This is a genomic window from Roseburia sp. 831b, assembly GCF_001940165.2.
In the GTDB taxonomy this organism is placed as follows: Bacteria; Bacillota; Clostridia; order Lachnospirales; family Lachnospiraceae; genus Roseburia.
In genome coordinates this window covers 1,731,105-1,752,204 of sequence record NZ_CP135162.1, presented here as the reverse complement: position 1 = coordinate 1,752,204, position 21,100 = coordinate 1,731,105, and the positions used below count along the sequence as shown (strand labels likewise).

The 21,100-nt window shown below is 41.5% G+C and carries 10 protein-coding genes; 8 read left to right on the top strand and 2 right to left on the bottom strand.

Annotation, left to right across the window (positions count from 1 at the left end; translation table 11 throughout):
- Window positions 1-7 precede the first annotated feature (7 nt).
- Window positions 8-2,719: a hypothetical protein gene (locus tag BIV16_RS08115; protein WP_075681664.1), complete on the top strand. Its 2,712-nt coding sequence runs from the start codon at window positions 8-10 to the stop codon at window positions 2,717-2,719.
- A gap of 152 nt (window positions 2,720-2,871) precedes the next feature.
- Complete coding sequence (locus tag BIV16_RS08110; protein WP_075681574.1) at window positions 2,872-3,450, top strand: hypothetical protein; 579 nt, start codon at window positions 2,872-2,874, stop codon at window positions 3,448-3,450.
- A 225-nt stretch (window positions 3,451-3,675) separates the two neighbouring features.
- Here the strand turns inward: BIV16_RS08110 and BIV16_RS08105 are convergent, their stop codons facing one another.
- Window positions 3,676-4,800 carry an IS91 family transposase gene (locus BIV16_RS08105; protein WP_075679811.1) on the bottom strand — a complete coding sequence of 375 codons (1,125 nt, stop codon included), beginning with the start codon at window positions 4,798-4,800 and terminating at the stop codon, window positions 3,676-3,678.
- Window positions 4,801-4,928: 128 nt separating this feature from the next.
- Between BIV16_RS08105 and BIV16_RS08095 the strand changes: the two genes are divergently transcribed.
- Window positions 4,929-9,647 (top strand): S8 family serine peptidase, encoded by a 4,719-nt coding sequence (locus BIV16_RS08095; RefSeq protein ID WP_075681572.1) that lies wholly within the window; start codon window positions 4,929-4,931, stop codon window positions 9,645-9,647.
- A gap of 17 nt (window positions 9,648-9,664) precedes the next feature.
- Window positions 9,665-10,876, top strand: coding sequence for a cohesin domain-containing protein (locus BIV16_RS08090; RefSeq protein WP_075681570.1), 1,212 nt, complete (start codon window positions 9,665-9,667; stop codon window positions 10,874-10,876).
- 126 nt (window positions 10,877-11,002) lie between these two features.
- On the opposite strand, the gene BIV16_RS08085 is transcribed toward BIV16_RS08090, so the two are convergent.
- Window positions 11,003-15,253, bottom strand: coding sequence for an acyl-CoA dehydratase activase-related protein (locus BIV16_RS08085; RefSeq protein WP_075681568.1), 4,251 nt, complete (start codon window positions 15,251-15,253; stop codon window positions 11,003-11,005).
- Window positions 15,254-15,548: 295 nt separating this feature from the next.
- Here BIV16_RS08085 and BIV16_RS08080 point away from each other — a divergent pair, with 295 nt between their 5' ends.
- From BIV16_RS08080 to BIV16_RS08065, 4 genes are all read left to right on the top strand, one after another.
- Window positions 15,549-16,823: an IS110 family transposase gene (locus tag BIV16_RS08080; RefSeq protein WP_075680211.1), complete on the top strand. Its 1,275-nt coding sequence runs from the start codon at window positions 15,549-15,551 to the stop codon at window positions 16,821-16,823.
- A 370-nt stretch (window positions 16,824-17,193) separates the two neighbouring features.
- Window positions 17,194-18,039, top strand: a complete 846-nt coding sequence (locus BIV16_RS08075; RefSeq protein WP_075681566.1) for a rhomboid family intramembrane serine protease — start codon at window positions 17,194-17,196, stop codon at window positions 18,037-18,039.
- 498 nt (window positions 18,040-18,537) lie between these two features.
- The gene (locus BIV16_RS08070) at window positions 18,538-20,220 is read left to right on the top strand and encodes a glutamine--tRNA ligase/YqeY domain fusion protein (RefSeq protein ID WP_075681564.1); all 1,683 of its coding nucleotides are present in this window, start codon (window positions 18,538-18,540) and stop codon (window positions 20,218-20,220) included.
- A 22-nt stretch (window positions 20,221-20,242) separates the two neighbouring features.
- The gene (locus tag BIV16_RS08065; protein WP_075681562.1) at window positions 20,243-21,100 is read left to right on the top strand and encodes a DUF2225 domain-containing protein; all 858 of its coding nucleotides are present in this window, start codon (window positions 20,243-20,245) and stop codon (window positions 21,098-21,100) included.

The window sequence follows — 21,100 nt, the reverse complement described above, 5'->3', positions numbered from 1 at the left end:
GTTTCTTTTGATTTTACTGAATGCAAACACAGAAACAAAACAGACATTTGAAAAAGTAATTGAAACAATGGGAGAGAACGTGAAGTGGACGGGACTGATTGCAGTCTTAGAGGATTACCTGATTTTACAGGGAGAAGTGCGTTCTCTCTTTTTTCATTTCGAAAATAAAAAGGTCGCGACAAATATCATAGACATTCCCGTCAATCAGGAAGAAGTCATTGAGCTGGTTTTATATCCGAAGGTGCAAAATGTGCTTAATATGACGCTTTATGCATTTGGAAAATGGGGCATGATAAAAGGACTCCGCGTGGATCAGGATTATGCAAAATTAGACCAGTTGTTTGCCAAAATATTAGAGGAAATCTATGTAGAGCCGGCGTTTTCCAGAGAAAAATTCCGCTTCTACAAGGAAGGAATCCGCCTGACTTTTGAGGATGTTGTACAGGCAATGCTTGAGGTACAGCAAAAACCGGCACAGGAGCCGGAACTTGCAGAGGAAGAAAAGCAAGGACTTTGGCACAAGCTGATTTGGAAAAAGTTAGATACTTCTTTTCAAAAGGTGGAGACAACCCTTGCGGAACGACGGAAGGAGCGTCTTGGACATAATTTTTACCTGGTTGGCTATCTTTGTCCAAAGTGCAAACAAAAAATGCATATGGTCGTGTTCCCGGAGGGCAAGGAGCTTCTTGTGGATACCGAAGAGGGAAAAGTCTATTTAGCAAGAGCCTATGCATGTGACCATTGCAATTGTTTTTACACCCCGCGGCCAAAGAAACTTTTAGCGGAGGGCGCATGCTACGAAATGCCGTTTTTGTCTGACCGAAAAGCTTACGAGGATTATCTGGAACTGCTTGGGGAAAGAGGGGAAAATACGTCTAACTATCACTTTAATGAGTTCGTAAAAGACCGCAATGCAAAGCCGGTACAGAGTACAAAAGAGCAGGGAAGTGAGTCTGCCAAAGAGGAACTAGCGGATCTTTGTGAGCGGTTGGAGAAGTTACCGGATTTGGAATTCTCCAGATTAAAGGCGCGGATTGAGGAAGGATTTTTCCCACATGAGCTGATTCAAAAACAGGAAGAAAAGATTAAGGAGCAGACGAAGAAACGTCAGAAAAAGAACAAATATGATACAAAAGAACAGATGCCAGGAGAAAAACAATCCGGGCAGCTGGGTCCAAAGCAGCGTGAAACAGGCAGGATGGCACAGCGCCGGGGTGCAGGAAGTGTTGTAACTTCGCAGAGGACGCCTGATTATGAAGGCGAAGAAAAGATAGCATATCAGAAGGAACACCTGTCTGGCAGCACACAGGCGGTGCCAGAGGATGTTCGGATATTAGAGCGCAGAAAAAAGGCAGCCAAAGAGAAAAAGGAAAATTATGAGACCAGGATGAATCTCTGGGAGCGTTTATCGCCACGCCAGCGCCAGGAACTGATACTTCAGATAAAAAATGAGCCGTTGTTTGATGATGTACAAAAGAAAACCATGCTTACCAAAGTACAGGAAAAAGAGCAGCAGGGGCGCATGCAGGAATTGGAAAAAAGAGCGGATGCGGCGGAAAACTATGGATATGTACAGTTAAAACGGGTGGCTGATGAGATAAAAGGAGCAGAAGTTCCAAAGGAGTTCAAGGAATCTTTACTAGATAGAATTAAGCTTCTTTTACGCGAAAAAGGTGAAAAAGAAGTAAGGCAGCTAATGGAGCAGATGCCACAAAATCTTGACCGAAAAGGTTATCAAAGATATGTGGATAAGCTAAAGGAATATGAGGATGTCGATATGACACCGTATCAAAAGGAGCTTCAGCAAAGGAGAGAAGGAATTGAGACACAGGAGCTTGGAAATCTTGTAAAGCGTGCCAGAAAAATCTCCAGGGAAGATTATGTTGATTTGCTAAAGAAAATTCAGGAGGGAGACTTTTTACCGGAAAATGCAGCGCCTTTCATCGAGAAAATCAGGGAGCGCATCAAGGAAAAGGATGCCGATGAGATTGCCGGGATTTGCAAGGATATTTCTCATATGGATTTTGATGCGGCAGCAAAAGCGTATGAAAAGATTTCACAGGGGGCATATCTGCCAGAATTAAAGGTGGATGCACTCGAAATGCTTGTGAAACGTTTAACAAAGATTAAGGCAGATGAATGTGAGCTTTTAGTTTCTAAGTTAAAAGACGCCATGGATGGGAAAATTAAGGAAAATCCAAGACATCATTTTTATCCGGCAAGAAAAGTCCTCTTAAAAGAGGCGACCGAGGAGGAAATGCAGGTCATTGATTATGCACTTGGAACTTATGCAACGAAAAGGAAACCATTCGAATACCCGATTTTAGTGGTAGATACGTCAAGGAATGAGAGCGGAAAAGAGGGAATCATTTTAACCCCGGAGCATCTGTTTTACAGTACCATTTTGAATGCGTATGGAATTCCGATTCAGACCATCCGCAGTGTAAAAGCAAATACAGGTCTGCTTGGAAGAGGAATTACGGTAGAACAGCACGATGGAACCAAGACAAAGATTCCATATGCGGTAGAGACTTCTGAGATGACAAAGTGGGCAAAGATTCTTTCGGATTTTATCGCGTATTTGCAGGAAAAACCGGAATCTAGAAATGTTACCTATCTTGCAAAAGAAAAGCATGAGACCATCTGCTGTTTCCGCTGCGGATATACCTATAAAGGAGGAAATGTGTGCCCAAAGTGTGGTTATAAGATGAATCGGTAAAAAGTTACCGTGCTATTCCAATAACACTTTAAACGAATATTCAATTTAAAGAAGTAAAGTATTGAAACTTTAAAACAGGTGTGCTAGAATATGTTGCATCTGGTAATAAATGTATACCGGTATACGCATTGAATAGGTTAGGGGCTGACGGAATGGCAAATCAGATTCGATTTGAAGAGGTGGAGAGCGGAAACAGCAGTGCCGCAGAATCACGCAATGAAGTAATCGAGACAACAGAGAAGATTTCCGAACAGAAAAGTGAGATACATAGTTATTTGGTTTTTTCGGATTCCATTTCCATAGAAGATGGGATAAAGCTGATTCGACAGGAAGTATCGGATGGTGACGATCTAAAAATCGAGCGGGAAGATACCGGAGGGAATGCGGTTGTTGTAATCCTGAAAAAGGAGCAGTACGACCAGGCGGCAAAGCTGCCGGAAGTAAAATCAATTACAGCGATGGAAGAAGCAGAACTGACAACAGACGCTTTGCCCAAAGATACACCAGAAGAAAGTGAAAGCATAGAAGTAGGAAACAGTGAGTCCGGGACAGTCATGACGGAAGAGACAGTGACAGAGTACGAGATGACAACAGAGAGCAGTACAGAAAGTACTCTGGATGTACAAAAAAATTTCACTGGAAGTAATAGAATGACAATCCTGGCAATAACAATTGTAGTGATATGTGTTATCGTACTGATTGTATATATGCAACAGAAAAAAAGATGGTAGTAAGGGACGAAGTGGTCTGAGTGGAGCAGGCTTCTTCGTCTTTTATTACTTTATAGGAAATTTCTCAAACAGTCAGAAATAGTGTATAATGAACTTGAAATAAAAAATGACATGACAAAAGAGCGAATGGTGGATTCGCCATGACGTTGTTTATGAAGTTTTTTGTTTTGGTTTAGGACAGCTGCACTATCTGACTATGGAGAAAGAATTACTATGAGCATGGAGTTATCCATATCCCATAACCTTTCGATATTGTTCAAATAGTGCAGTTTTTTTGTGGTAAACTTCTAAAACCAACATAGAAGTGCCACATTCGGAACAGCAGAGAGGGTCGTATCCGAAAGAGAGAAGAATGGAGTGCCGCCAGTCCTGGATAGAACGCAGGAAATGTTGTTTTTCAGCAGAAATACATTTACGGAGATTCTTTTCCTGTTTATGATGTTTGGCATATATCCCATAGTAGCGAAGCATTTTGAAATGTTTTTCGGGGATGTGTACAATTAGTTTTTGGATGAAGTTCAAAGCAGGGATGGTTTCAGTAACTGTTTTGTTGTCTTCGTGTCTGGTGTAATGAAAGGTTACATTTTCGCCGTCATAATAATCAATACGTGATGTGGCGATAACAGGCCTGCCGAGGTATCGGCTGATGTATTTAATGGTAATATCAGGAGTGCAGAGATTTGGCTTTGCACGAACATAAAAACCATTGGAGTGTTTTGTGTACATTTCATTTTTAACTTTACGAAAGGTGGGACCAATACGGAAGGAGAGCTGTTCAAGCAGCACTTTGCGGAAGGCATTACGAAGAAAGTTGTAATCAAAGTGTTTGACAGGACGCCAGGGAGTGATGTTGCCAGCACCGCCTTCAGAGATGAGGGCATGGATATGGGGATTCCATTTTAAGTCACGCCCAAAGGTGTGAAGAACACAGATAAATCCGGGAGTAAAGTTTTCAGTTTTATTCATTTTGGAAAACATACGAAGGACAACGTCACGGACAGAATGAAATAAGCAATTTAAGAGAGACCTGTCTTTGAGAAAATAAATGCGGAGTTCCTCTGGGATGGTGAAAACACAATGGCGGTGAACACAGGAAACGAGCTTGCAGGACATCTGAAAAGAACGAAGCTGGTTGTATTTGTTTCCACAGGAAGGGCAAAAACGGCTTTTACAGCGAAAGGGAACAAATTTAAGATTTCCGCAGTGAGGACAGCCATACATGGCACCACCGTGAGAAGAGTCACCACAATGAATCATCTTGTTGACATTTTCAATGACAGCAGGACGAGGATGGAGTTGGTAAATGATGTGTTCATAATAATCGGTAAAGATGGATTGTAATATATTCATAATAGAATTTTACAATAAAGAAGGAGATAAGAAAACCCCTACCCCTCATGAATGAGGGGCTAGGGGAGTTGAGAGTGTCGAAGACACTTTTTTATAGATAAAAGAAAAGAGGAGGAAAACTTGAAGGTATGAAAAATCATAACTGGAAAAAGGGATTGGCATCTCTGTTTCTGATTCTGTGTATGACGGTGCAAATGACAAGTACAGCATTTGCCAGCACCACAGGTCAGACAGATACAGAGGAACCTGTCTTGGAAAAAGTGGATGACGATATGTCAGACACAGCGGTTTCGGCGGAAGAAGCAACAGAGCCGGAGACCGAATATGAGGATGAAGATGAAGTCAGAGTTATGATTGTCATGGATGAGGATGCAGTGGTAGATAAGGGTTATTCTACATCAGATCTTGCAGACAATTCCAAGGCAATGGCATATTCTGACAAAGTGGAAAAAGAACAGAATCAGGTAGTAGACCAGATTTCAGAAGAAGCCTTAGATGGTGAAGAATTAGATGTTCGTTACAATTTTACCATTTTGACCAATGCGGTTGCTGCAACCGTAAAATATGGTGATATTGAGAGCATCAAGGAGGTAGAAGGGGTTTCGAATGTTTACATTACACCAAAATATGATGTGATGGAGACTGCAAATCCAAATACCATTACAGCAGGCACCATGATTGGAAGCTACCATACATGGGAAGCTGGATATACAGGAGCAGGTCAGAGAATCGCAGTTATCGATACCGGTATCGATGCTGATCATCCATCGTTCGACGGCGCTGCATTCGATTATGCGTTAGCAGAGACAGCAAAAGAAGAGGGAACAACCGTCGACGCATATCAGTTGTTAAATAAAGATGAGATCGCACAGGTTCTTCCAAAGTTAAATGCCACGTCTATGTATAGCGGCTTAACAGCGGATGATCTTTTTTTGAGTGATAAGATTGCATATGCATTTAACTATGTAGATGAGAATCTCGATGTTACACACGACAATGATACACAGGGGGATCATGGTACACATGTATCCGGTATTGCCTGCGCAAACCGTTATGTTCCAACAGCAGACGGATATGCCGCACAGGAATCAGGTGTTGTCGGTGTTGCACCGGAAGCACAGTTGATTACCATGAAAGTATTTGGTACAAAAGGTGGCGCTTATACCGATGATTATATGGCTGCCATTGAGGATGCCATTCTTTTAAAAGCAGATGCCATCAACTTAAGTCTCGGTTCTTCGAGCGCCGGTAACTCCACAGACAGTGAAGCCTATGTCAATGAGATTTTTGATAAATTGCAGGGGTCTGATACCGTAGTAAGCATTTCTGCCGGTAACTCCGGAAGATGGTCAGACGACAGCTATTATGGCGGTAACTTAGCAAGTGATGTCAATCTTGACACCGTAGGTTCCCCTGGTTCCTATACCAATGCATTTACCGTTGCAAGTGCTGTAAACTCAGGTTATACCGGACACAGTGCAAAATTTGACGGTGCATATGATTCTTATTATGATGATGGCTCTAGCGCATCAAACAAAGCATTTACAACATTGGATACTTCGTCGGATGCGAGTGGAACAGAGTATGATTATGTGCTGCTCACAGGTTATGGTGAGGAATCAGACTATGCAAACGTTGATGTAAAAGGAAAAATTGTGCTTGTCAGCCGAGGTACCATCAGTTTTTCGGATAAACATATGAATGCAGAGAAAGCAGGTGCAATCGGCGTACTTATCTATAATAATACATCAGGCACCATCGGCATGAGCCTTTCCGGCTCTACGGCGACAATTCCTTGCGCATCCATTACACAGGCAGATGCACAGACAATTGCGAAAGGTGCATCTTACGATGAGAGCACAAAGGCATACACCGGAAAAGTTTTAGTATCAGCAAAAGTAACGACAAACTATAATGCAGCAGATGGATATTTGATGAGTGATTTCTCATCCGTCGGAGTTCCGGACAGCCTTGCATTAAAACCGGAAATTACGGCACCGGGTGGAAATATTTACTCTACTTTAGATGATGGACAGTATGGATTGATGAGTGGTACTTCCATGGCAGCACCAAGTGTAGCCGGTATGAGTGCATTGATGGCACAGTACATCAAGGAGAACAATCTTGCCACAAAAACAGGTCTTAGTGTGCGTACCTTATCACAGTCTCTGTTGATGAGTACCGCAATTCCTCTGACGGAATCCGATGGAGAAGAATATTCCCCAAGAAGTCAGGGTGCAGGACTTGCAAATGTAGAAAAGGCTACGACATCTCCAGTTTACATTCTGGTAGGAGACAAAGAAGGAAATGACGGAAAAGTAAAAGCTGAATTAGGGGATGACCCGGATAGAACTGGTGTTTACAATTTCTCGTTCAGTATGTATAACTTATCCGACGAGACACAGTACTACACAGCGGATAGTTCTATTATGACGGAAGAACTTTTAGAGGATGCATTTATTGGAGGAACTTCCCATAAACTGAATCCGACTGTAACAATCAGTTCCAAAGAACAGAACTATTTATATGATTTAAACAAAGATGGAAAAGTGGATGAAAAAGATGCGAAAGCACTGTTAGCACACGTCAACGGAAAGACACTTTCCGTGGTATCTTTTTATCAGGATGCATTTGACTTCAATGGAGATGGTACAGTCAATACAGCGGATGTTTACCATTTCTTAAAAGAAGTAAAAGCAGATAAGCCATCTGTAGATTTTAGCCAGAAAGTAATTGCGGTAAAAGACCGCACGGATGTAACAGTAAAAGTTACATTATCAGCAGAAGATAAGGCATACTTGGAAAACAGCTTTGAAAATGGTATGTATGTTGATGGATTTATCTATATGAAAGGCAAGGTAGACCTTTCTGTTCCAATGCTTGCATTCTATGGAAACTGGGGTGACTCTTCCATGTATGAGCCATACGATTTCCTAGAGGCAGCAAATAATGGAGAGACAGAAGCAACTTATACACAGGTGGAAAAGACAAATTATCTGACTTACACCTATGCAGGAAGCAATAAAAAGTATTACTATACCTCAAATATGTTCTCAACAACAGGAGATGCGGCATATATCGCAGACCGCAATGCATTCTCTTCTGAATCAGGAGACAGCATTGCAAGTGCTTACTATACGTTAATCCGTAATGCAGCACGTGTGGTTGCAACTGTTTCAAATGCAGAGACAGGGGAAGTATATCTGACCAAAGAGAGTGGTGAAGGTACAGCAGCATTCTACTATGCAAATGAGTCGAGCTGGCAAAATACGCTTGCAAGCACAGCTCTTGACTGGAAGGGAACAGACGCAGCTGGAAAACCACTTGCGGAAGGAACAAAAGTAAATATTACGGTAACCGCAGTTCCATCTTATTACGACGGTGTTGCATTAGAGGATTTAACCGGAAAAGGATTAAGTTATACCGTTCCGATGACAATTGATAACACAGCACCTAAGGTTGAAAAGGTGGAGAATAGCGATGATGGAAAGATGGCATTTACCGTTTCCGATAACCGCTATGTAGCAACGGTAAAACTTTATAAGAGTGATAAAAAGACAGTATGTGGCTCTTACGATATGAACCAGGAAAAAATCGGTGCAAAGACAACTGTGTCCATCGATGTTCCAAGCGGTGTATTCTATGCAAAAGTATATGATTATGCAGGAAACTACACAACCTATCGTATCAACAACAGTGGAAATGAAGATACGAATCAGGCAGATAGTATTACCTTAGATCAGACCACACTTAGTATGCTAAAAGGTGGCACAGCGCAGCTGACAGCAACCGTTGGACCAGAATACGTTTTAGATGATTCTGTAACCTGGAGTTCTTCGAACGAAGCAGTTGCAACGGTAGATGCAAATGGTGTTGTGACAGCAAACGGTGATGGAACAGCAGTGATTACAGCAACAACAGTGGCAAACGGTGCAGATGGAACACCATTGAAGGCAGAGTGTAATGTGACGGTAGAAACGTTATCCGTTGGGTTAAACGGTATTGTCTGGGATGAAGAGGGCGCTGTATACTGGTCTTCTTTCAACAGTTCTGATACTTCATCTTACAACAAGATTTCAGAAGAGCAGAGCTACAAATATATGTCAGCTGCACAGGTTGGCGATAAGTTATTTGCAGCAACGTATGATACTTCACAGAAGTCTGACATTTATATGATTGATCCTGCAAATGGATACAGTGCAACAAAGTTGAATAATACACAGTGGTGTACCGACATGGCATACAGTTCATCCACAGGTCTTCTTTATGCGACCTATGGACCATATGTTCAGGTGATTGACGCAGCATCAGGTGAAAGCCTTGGCAATTTGAACTTTGCTTCCAAACTTGGCGAGGAATATCTTGTCGGCGTTGCGTATGCAGGTACAACACAGTATGATGAGACACATCTGATGGATATCTTTTATGCAGTATCGGATGCGGGTAATTTATACCAGTTTGCATATGTAGTTGGTTTAGAACCCATTTTTGTAAAAGTAGGAAATACCGGTGTCAGCACCAATGGCAATTGGTATTACAATTCCCTTTACTATGATTCAGAGGCAGATTATCTGTTCTGGGCAATGTATGATGGAAGTAAAAAAACAACCTTGTATGCAATTAAGGATATTTCTAATGGAGACGATCAGGATGATACCGTTCTCACCTACGAGTTAGGAAAATTCCCGGATGGTGTATGGCCGGTTGCCGGATTGTATCAGTGGAATCAGACGAGCCAGACTTCCGTGACAGAGAGTGTTCTTGGAAAAATGACAAATACAAGTCTGGAACAGGGAACTCTCGTAGACAGTGTACCGGCATTGGATCGTCCGGTTCAGGGAAAATAGAAAGGAAAATCAGATAAATGAAACATTTGAATAAAATTTTATGTGGACTTCTGTTTTCTTTTACGCTATTGGCTGGCACAGTGCCGGCCATGGCGGATGAAGCTGTAATTTCGACAAAGGCAGATGCAGATGGAAAGATTGTTACCGTTGAGGTGGCAGCAGAAGCCGGAACAGAGATTACAAGTGGACGTGTTGTTGTTTCTTATGACAAGGATTTGTTGACATTAAAGACAGTAGAAACAGCGGATACATGGGAAGCAGAGGACGTAAATACGGATTATGAGGAAGGCGTTTCCTATGCATTTGCAAATGTAAATGGAAGCAAGAAGGGTGGAGATGTCATGACACTTACGTTTCTTGCAACAGATGCTGCAAATGGTAAGGAGGCTGCCATCCGAACAGAGGTAAAGGAACTTTACAATGCGGATGCTGCGTTAGAGCAAAGCGGAAAGTCGGAAGAAGTATCTGTCACACCAAGCTGGACAGATACAAAGAAAGACGATGATGCGAAAAAAGATGACGATGCAAAAAAAGATGATGATAAGAACACGGATGACAATAAAAATACGCCTGCAACAGACGGTAATGTCCAGGCAGCAGGTTTGTCAGATGTTTTAATCGGTCAGATTTCCGGTGCCGCAGATGGGGCAGCCATATCTGCAAATGTCAGTGCATCCGAGGAAGTGATTCCGGCACGTGTCTTTGAAGCATTGAAAGGCAAGAACGTTACCGTAGAGTTTCGTCTTGAAAATGGTGCTGTATGGAAAGTAAACGGTACAAAAATTACGGATGCAAAGGAAATTGACCTTGGCGTTACGTTGAATACAACAAAGATTCCAGACAGTGTATTAAAAACAATAAAAGATGACGGAATTTCATACGAGATGCAGTTCTCATTAGATTATGAAGGAGAACTTGGCGGTACATTTGAGTTGTCCATTCCTGTCGGTGTGAAAGGTGCAGGCTTGTATGGTAACTTATATTACTACAATCCAACCAAAGGAGCCTTAGAGTATATGCAGACGGATACCGTAGATGAGAATGGTATGGTAACCTATTCCTTTACACATGCATCTGATTATGTGGTTGCAGTCAGCAAGACAAACGGTGCACAGGTAAAGACCGTAGATACAGGGGATAACACTCCTGTTGCAGGATATCTCTTACTTCTTTGCGGGGCAGCAGTAATTCTTGCGGTAGCAGTAAGAAGAACAAGAAAAGCACGCTAAGATGTTATAACAAAAGAACATACGATGATAAAGCAAAAATGCCAGAACCGACAACTAATATGTTGGTTCTGGCATTTTGCAGTTAACTGGAAAAATTCCAGGTTGGATAACGAATTCGTTAAAGAATTAGTTCTCTTTTGCAAGATTTTTATTTGCAGTGGAAAGCATTAATTTAATACGGTTCAACTGGTTTACTTCACTTGCACCCGGATCATAGTCGATGGCTACGATGTTTGAAAGCGGGTAACGGTGGCGAAGTTCTTTGATGACACCTTTTCCTACGACATGGTTTGGAAGACAGCCAAATGGCTGTGTACAAATGATGTTGCTTGTTCCGGTATGAATAAGCTCTAACATTTCTCCGGTTAAGAACCAGCCTTCACCGGTCTGGTTTCCGATGGATACAATGTCTTTTGCATAAGTGGCCAGATTTTCAATATGGGCAGGTGCATCGAAATGTTTACTCTTTTCAAATGCTTTTCTTGCAGGTTTTCGGAGCCATTCAAAGAAATTGATACCCATCTGACCAACAAATTTAGATTTTTTGCTCATACCAAGGTTGTCGGCTTTAAATCCGGTGTTATAGAAGCAGTAGAGTAAGAAGTCTGTTAAATCCGGTACGACAGCCTCTGCTCCCTCGGACTCTAATAAGTCTACTAAGTAGTTGTTTGCAGCAGGGAGGAATTTTACTAAAATTTCTCCGACGACGCCGACACGAGGTTTCTTCACATCCAGCATTGGAAGATTGTCAAAGTCCTCAATGATTTCACGGCACATTTTTTTGAATTTCTTATGGGAAAGAATCTTATCCTGTGTCACAAAAGCGATGACTTCTTTTTTCCATTTCTCATGCAGGGCATTTGCAGAACCTGGCGTTGCTTCATAAGGACGTACACGGTAGAGACAGCGCATGAAAATATCGCCGAACTCTAAGGCGTAAAGACCATGCTGAATCAAAGCAGGTGTCAGCTTAAATCCTGGGTTTTTCTCCAGACCGCTTAAGTTGATGGAGATAACCGGAACATCCGGGTGGCCGGCTTTTTCTAAGGCACGGCGGATAAAACCGATGTAGTTACTTGCACGACATCCACCACCAGTCTGTGAAATTAAGATGGCGGTTTTGCTCATGTCATATTTTCCAGACATGACAGCACTCATCAACTGACCAACTACAATTAAGGAAGGGTAGCAGGCGTCGTTGTTTACATATTTCAATCCGACATCAACACAGGTACGGGCCGGTACGTCTGGTACAACCAGATTGTAGCCGGCAGCCTGGAAAGCAGGCTCTAACAATTCAAAATGAATTGGGGACATCTGTGGACATAGGATGGTGTAGTTTTTACGCATTTCCTCAGTAAAGACAACACGGTTGTAATTTGCAGGTACAATGGTGCGCTTGGTCTGTTTCTTTTCTCTGACGCGAATGGCAGCGAGAAGGGAACGAACACGGATTCTGGCTGCACCAAGGTTGTTTACCTCATCAATCTTTAAGCAGGTATAAATCTTTCCTGATTTTGACAGAATATCATTTACACAGTCAGTTGTAACAGCGTCAAGACCACATCCAAAGGAGTTCAGCTGAATCAGGTCTAAGTCGTCTCTGGTCTTTACAAAGTTTGCTGCAGCGTAAAGTCTGGAGTGGTACATCCACTGATCCATGACGATAAGAGGACGCTCTACCTGGTGAAGGTGAGAGACGGAATCCTCCGTTAAAACAGCGAGACCGTAAGAATTAATCAGTTCTGGAATACCATGGTTGATTTCCGGGTCAACGTGGTAAGGACGTCCGGCGAGGACAATTCCTCTTTTTCCGGTTTTCTCTAAGTAAGCTAAAACCTCTTCTCCTTTTTGTCTCATCTCCATGCGGACAACAGCAAGTTCTTTCCATGCTTCCGATACGGCATCACGAATCTCAGATTCTGGGATGGCAAACTCTTTTGTGAAAGTTTTAACAAGCTGGGAAGAAAGTGTTTCTTCACTTGCAAAGGACATGAATGGGTTTAGAAAACGCATCTGTCCGGAAGTGATTTCATCCACGTTATTTTTGATGTTCTCTGCGTAAGAGGTAACGATTGGGCAGTTGTAGTGGTTGTTTGAATCCGGGAATTCATTTCTCTCATATGGAACACATGGATAGAAAATGAAGTCCACATTCTGGTGAATCAGCCAGGAAACATGTCCGTGTGCTAATTTTGCCGGGTAACATTCGGATTCACTTGGAATGGAATCGATACCGAGCTCGTAAATCTTACGGGTGGACTGTGGAGAGAGCACAACCTGGAAACCAAGCTTTTTAAAGAAAGTTGCCCAGAATGGGTAGTTCTCATACATATTTAAAACTCTTGGGATTCCGACGGTTCCACGGGTAGCTTCCTCAGCAGTCAGTGGTTTGTAGTCAAATAAACGTTTGTTTTTGTATTCAAAAAGGTTTGGAATATTGTCTTTATTCTTTTCTTTTCCAATGCCTCGCTCACAACGGTTTCCGGTAATATACTGACGGTTTCCGGAGAAACGGTTGATGGTCAACAGACAGTGGTTGGTACATCCCTGACATCTGGTAAGTTTGGTGTCAAAGGTAAGGGCATTGATTTCGTCGATGCTAAGCATGGAAGTCTGATATCCGGCTTCGTGGCGTTCTCTTGCAATCAAAGCGGCACCGAAAGCACCCATGATACCGGCAATATCCGGGCGTACACATTCACATCCGGAGATTTTTTCAAAGCTTCGAAGAACTGCATCGTTGTAGAATGTACCACCCTGAACGACAATGTTTTTACCAAGTTCGCTTGGATCGGAAAGCTTGATAACCTTAAACAAAGCGTTCTTGATAACAGAGTAGGCAAGTCCGGCTGAAATATCGGCAACGGAAGCACCTTCTTTTTGCGCCTGTTTTACTTTGGAGTTCATAAATACGGTACAACGTGTTCCAAGGTCAATCGGGTGTTTGGCAAACAAAGCTTCTTTTGCGAAGTCCTGTACGGAATAATTTAAGGATTTTGCAAAAGTTTCGATAAAGGAACCACAACCAGAAGAGCAGGCTTCATTTAACTGAACGCTGTCTACGGTCTGGTTTTTAATCTTGATACATTTCATATCCTGTCCACCGATATCAAGGATACAGTCAACATCAGGATCAAAGAAAGCTGCAGCGTAAAAATGTGCAACTGTCTCTACTTCGCCGTCATCAAGCTGAAGTGCAGCTTTTAACAGTGCCTCTCCGTAACCGGTTGAGCAGGAGTGAACAATGTGAGCCTTTTCCGGCAGTTTTGCATAGATTTCCTGAATGGAACGGATTGCAGTTGCAAGCGGGCTTCCATTGTTGTTGCTGTAGAAGGAATAAAGCAAAGAACCATCTTCTCCGACTAATGCAATCTTGGTTGTAGTAGAACCGGCATCAATACCAAGATAACAGTTTCCTTCATATGTAGATAAATCGCCGGTTGCAACATTATGACCCGCATGACGATTTGTAAATTCAGCATAGTCTTTTTCATTTTCAAAAAGTGGATCAAGACGTGCTACCTCAAATTCCATGTGGATATCCTGTGATAATTTGGAAAGCAGGGTCTCTAAGGTTGTCGTGTGATCTTCTTTATAATTTAAAGCAGAACCAATTGCTGCAAAAAGGTGGGAATTATCCGGTGTGATGGCATGTTTGTCATCCAGATTTAAGGTGCGGATAAAAGCAGCTTTAAGTTCAGATAAAAAGTGAAGTGGTCCACCTAAGAAAGCGACATGTCCACGGATTGGTTTACCACAGGCAAGACCGCTGATGGTCTGGTTTACTACAGCCTGGAAAATAGATGCAGACAAGTCTTCCCTTGTTGCTCCCTCATTGATTAATGGCTGGATATCTGTTTTGGCAAAAACACCACAACGCGCAGCGATTGGATAGATTGCTTTGTAATTTTTGGCATATTCATTTAAGCCAGTAGCATCCGTCTGAATTAAGGATGCCATCTGGTCAATAAAAGAACCTGTACCGCCGGCACAGATACCGTTCATACGCTGTTCGACGTTTCCACCCTCAAAGTAGATGATTTTTGCATCCTCACCGCCAAGCTCGATGGCAACATCGGTCTGAGGTGCGTAATGCTGCAATGCAGTAGAAACGGAGATAACCTCCTGCACAAATGGTACATCAAGGTGTTTGGCAAGTGTAAGACCGCCGGAACCGGTAATCATAGGTGCAACCGAAAGTTCGCCAAGTTTATCATAAGCTTTTTGAACCAGGTCTGCTAATGTTTCACGGATATTGGCAAAATGCCTTTCATAATCCGAAAATAAAAGCTGGTCGTTTTCATCAAGAACCGCAACTTTAACGGTTGTGGAACCGATATCAATTCCCAGTTTGCAAAGTGCATGGTTTTCCATAATAATCTCCATTCCGCCGCCTTCGGCTGGCGGCACAAATAGTAATGAAAGTGTTCCAACTCTCTACACTGTGCTGTAAAATAGTTTGCAAGAAGCTACACTACAAAGCACGGGAGGAGGAGTTGTAATAACTTTCTTCGTTTTAGACAGCATAATAATCAGTGTAAGTTCTGCCTTTTCAAGCACAAATAAGTGGCATCATGAATCCGTACACTAAGAATTGTTTAAGCACCTTAGTTTAATTGTGTGGCAGTTCAGTCAATGGCTTCTTATCATTCACGAAAGGAGTCTGACTATGAAAGTTACTTATCAAACCTGTTGTGGTATCGATGTTCACAAATCTTTTCTCGTTGCCACAATTGTAAAAACCACTGGTGGCATTGAGCCTTCTTACCAAAAGAAGCGCTTTTCCACCTTTAACAATTCAATTCTTGAATTCAAGCAATGGCTTCTCGACAATGATTGCCATGATGTCTGTATGGAATCCACAGGTAAATACTGGGTTCCTGTCTTTAATCTTCTGGAAGATGAGATCAATGTTGTCATTGCCAATCCCAAGTGGGTAAAGGCTGTGAAAGGCAACAAAGATGATACCAAAGATTCTAAATGGATTGGGGATTTATTCCGTCTCGGACTTGTCAAAGGCAGCTATATCCCTTGTAAGATAGTCCGTATTCTCAGGGAATACACTCGCTATCGTTACAAGCTTGTTTCCTGCCGTTCAAGTGAAAAGAATCGATATCAGAATGCTCTTACTGTCTGTAATGTTGCATTAGATTCTGTTGTTTCCGATATCTTTGGGAAGTCATCCATGTCCATTATCGACTATCTGCTTGAACAATCGGGTACATCCATTAACCACGAAGAAATCGCATCTAAGCTTCTTCGGAGCCTCAAATCCAAAGAAGATGCTGTTATAGAATCCGTCGAAGGATATCAGATGACTGATGCCCAAAAATACCGTGTGCGCCTCGTCCGCACACATATGGATTATATCACAGCAGAAATCAACGATGTTGATAAAATGATAGAAAATATGATTTCTTCTAATCCTGATTTTGAAAATGCTGTCCAGTTCCTCTGTACCATTCCGGGTGTCAAACGTGATAGTGCAATCACTATCATCTCCGAAATCGGTACTGATATGTCTCAGTTCTCAAGTTCCAAACGTTTATGTTGCTGGGCTGGTCTTACACCAGGCAGCAATGAATCTGCTGGTAAGAAGAAATCTGTTCGGATTACACGTGCCGGTGTCTACCTCAAACCTGCATTAGTACAGTGTGCTCATGCAGCCGTAAAATCTGACAAATCTCCTTACTACAAAAAGAAATATGAATCACTTGTTAAACGTCGTGGCAAGAAAAGAGCCATTATCGCTATTGCCCGTATGATTCTTACTGCCATCTACCAGATGCTGTCTACTGGTGAGCAGTGGAATCCGAGCGATCTTTACAAAATCGATATGCCTGTAGCTCTTGTTGAAAAACAAAAGGCAAAAGCTATCAAGCAAGCCAAGAAACTATTGCAACGGGAGGGAATACTTCCTCCTGATGAACCATTAGCTTCTTAATCTAATTCACTATATCTATAACACTCTAAAAAGTTGCCTGATTTAGACAGCTTAGTAAAGTGCGCCCATTTATGGCTGTCCTCTACTTTCTTTCACACTATTCCTCCAATTAAACGGTATGAGATACATACTGTAACGATTTCATCGCAATGATTACTTCTTATTAAAATAGGGGTTTGGCAGACGCCAAGCAATGTACATTATACGACAGGATATGCTAAATGACAACTTATAAATTTCCAAAAAGTCTAAAGTTTTTATGAAGAAACAAGTGATTCGTTGACAAAGCCAGGGGCAAAATATATACTTGAAAAAAAGAAAAAAACGATTTAAATTACAAATGTAGTTTGAAAAGAGATAGGAGCAGTATATGAACTGGTTGAATAAATTAGAACGAAAACTTGGAAAGTATGCCATTCCAAACTTAAGTCTTTGGCTGGTGATGGGGTATGCAGTTGGATGTGTGTTGTATTTTGTTAATCCGAATTTCTTGCAATTATTGACGTTGGAGCCATATTATATTTTACATGGACAGATTTGGCGCCTTGTGACCTGGATTTTAATACCGGAGACAACCAATCTGATTTTTGCAATTATTATGATGCTGTTTTATTATCAGCTTGGACAGGCGCTGGAACATACCTGGGGAACGTTCCGTTATAATGTATATATTTTCAGCGGAATGTTATTCACGCTTCTTGGAGCATTTTTATTATACGGCCTGATTTACCTGGTAACCGGTATTCCAACTCCGATGGGTGGAGCGTTCTCTACTTATTATATTAACATGTCCATCTTCCTTGCATTTGCATTAATGTACCCGGACATGCAGGTAATGCTTTATTTTATTATTCCGATTAAGATGAAATGGCTGGCAATTGTCTATGCCGTGATTATTCTGTTCGACTTCTTTGGAACAGGCTGGGCAGGAAAGATTGCGATTGTAATGTCGTTATTAAACTTCCTGATTTTCTTCTTATCAACAAGAAATTACAAGAGATATGCACCACATGAGATTCACAGAAAGCAGCAGTTTAAAGCACAGATGAGAGAACCAAGACCGGGTTCCGGTATCACAAAACACAAATGTGCGGTCTGCGGAAGAACAGAGCTAGACGATCCTACGCTAGAGTTCCGTTTCTGTTCAAAATGTGAAGGCAACTATGAATATTGCCAGGATCACTTATTTACCCACCAGCATATCAAAAGACAATAGATGAAAAAACAGGTGAATCATCATCTCATGATTGAAAAATGATAAAAAGCCGGATCTAATGTTTCTTTCCATAAGGAGAAAATAGACCCGGTTTTATTCAATTCCGCCACAGTGCAATCCTCGTAGAGCATTTTTATGTAATAGGAACGAAATTTCCTATTACATAAAAAATAAAAGGAGCTGTTGCCTTGCAACAGCTCCTTTTAAGAGGGGTTATAAAAGAAAGGGGTTTTACCTGAAAACGGCTTAAATCTTATTCGTTAATGGAAAACAGTAAAATAAGTGTTTGTTTCGCCGTCTATAAATATTATAGCATTGAATCGAAAAGATGAAAGTGCAGAATTCGCCGATTTGCTGCCAAATTCGACATGTCTGATAATATGGATTTAAAATCTGGAGAATTAAGAAAATTGCATTTCATAGGAACTTCTACTTGCGAAAACAGTGGTGTATGGGGTATGATAAAACATGAATTGTATGATTAGGAGGAGTAGGCAAATGGAAAACGAAATTGTCTCCAAGAATTTTATAGAGCAGATTATTGAAAAAGATATAGAGGAAGGTCATTGCGAAACCATTCGCACCCGCTTTCCACCGGAACCAAATGGATATTTACACATCGGACATGCCAAATCTATTTTGTTAAATTATGGTCTGGCACAGAAATATAATGGAAAATTCAACATGCGTTTTGATGATACGAACCCGACCAAGGAACGTTCTGAGTTCGTAGAGTCTATCAAGGCAGATATCAAATGGCTTGGCGCAGATTGGGAGGACAGACTGTTTTTTGCATCGGATTATTTTGACCAGATGTATGAGGCAGCTGTAAAATTAATCAAAAAAGGAAAAGCTTATGTTTCAGACCTTTCCGCAGAAGAGATTCGTGAATACCGTGGTACACTGACAGAGCCAGGTAAGGAAGACCCAAGTGCAGGCAGAAGCGTGGAAGAAAACTTAAGCCTTTTTGAAGATATGAAGGCAGGTAAATTTGAGGATGGTTCTAAAGTGCTTCGTGCAAGAATCGATATGTCTTCTTCTAATATTAATTTGAGAGACCCGGTTATCTATCGTGTGGCACATATGACACACCATAGAACAGGGGATAAATGGTGCATTTACCCAATGTACGATTTCGCACATCCAATTGAGGATGCAATCGAAGGAATCACACATTCCATCTGTACTTTGGAGTTCGAAGACCACAGACCACTTTATGACTGGGTATTGATGGAGCTTGGTTACAAAGACACACCGGACGGAACACCAAAACAGATTGAGTTTGCAAAATTATACCTGACAAACGTTGTAACCGGAAAACGTTACATCAAACGTCTTGTCGAGGATGGAATCGTAGATGGATGGGATGACCCACGTCTTGTTTCTATCGCAGCACTTCGAAGAAGAGGATTTACACCGGAATCTATCAAGAAGTTTGTAGAGCTTTGCGGTATTTCCAAAGCAAACAGTTCTGTCGATTACGCAATGTTAGAGTACTGTATCCGTGAAGATTTAAAGATGAAAAGACCTAGAACCATGGCAGTCTTAGACCCGGTTAAAGTGGTAATTGACAATTATCCAGAAGATCAGGTGGAATATCTTGAAGTTGTAAACAACCTGGAAAATGAGGCACTTGGAAGCCGTAAGGTTCCATTTACCAAAGAAATCTTTATTGAGAGAGAAGACTTTATGGAAGAACCTCCAAAGAAGTATTTCCGTATGTTCCCAGGCAACGAGGTTCGTCTGATGAATGCATATTTTGTAAAATGTGAAAGTTTTGTCAAAGATGAAAATGGAAAAGTGACAGAAATTCACTGTACGTATGACCCTGCATCCAAGGGTGGAAACAGCCCGGATGGACGTAAAGTAAAGGGAACTATCCATTGGGTTTCCGCAAAGTATGCGAAAAAAGCAGAAGTTCGTCTATATGAGAATATTGTAGATGAAGAGCTTGGGGTTTATAATGAAGACGGTAGTTTAAATTTAAATCCAAATTCGTTAACAGTTTTGACAGACTGCTATGTTGAGCCAGACCTTGCCGATGCAAAGGCATATGACAGCTTCCAGTTTGTCAGACAGGGATTTTTCTGTGTGGATGCGAAGGATTCCACCAAAGAACATCCGGTATTTAACCGAATCGTATCACTAAAGAGTTCCTACAAATTGCCAACGAATAATTAGGATAGAAATAGTGAGGTAAAATATGAATTTATTTGCAGGATTGGAAAAATTTGGAATTAAGGCGGACGAGAAAACAGATTTGTTTGAAGAGGATAAGAAAGACAAAGGACCAGTGGTAAAGACCAGCACAGGCGAAGAAGTTCCGGCAGAGTCCTCTTTCTTATTGGAAAAGGCAATTCGTTGTACCGTGTGTGACAAAGTATTTAAGACAAAGATGATTAAAAATGGCCGTATCAAGCGTTTAGAGCCTGATTTTGACTTAAGACCACGTTTTCAGTATATCGATACTTTAAAATATGATGTTTCATCCTGTCCGTTTTGCGGTTATACCGCAATGAACCGTTATTTTGAGCATCTTACATCCGCTCAGATAAAACTGGTAAAAGAGCAGGTTTGTGCAAACTTCAAGCCAGAAGTAAAACCAGAGCTTCCGGAAGAGTATGATTATGATACCGCAATCGAGCGCTATAAGTTAGCTTTATATAATACACTTGTCAAGAAAGGAAAAACAAGTGAGAAGGCATACACCTGCCTTAAGATTTCATGGCTGTTACGTGGAAAAGCAGAGACTTTAACCGGAACAGACGAAGAGACTGTGAAATTAAAAGCAGCGTGCAAAGAGGAAGAGGAAGCTTTTTATCAGCAGGCATACGATGGTCTGACAAAAGCAGTGTCTACTGAAATGTTCCCAATCTGTGGAATGGATCAGACTACCATTGATTACCTGCTTGCAGCAATGGCATTCCACTTTAGAAAATTTGACGTGTCCTCCAAACTGGTCGGTGGTATTTTAACATCACAGTCAGCTGGTCAGAAGATGAAGGACCGTGCGTATGATATGAAAGAAAAAATCATCGCAGAAATCAGAAAAGGTAAATAA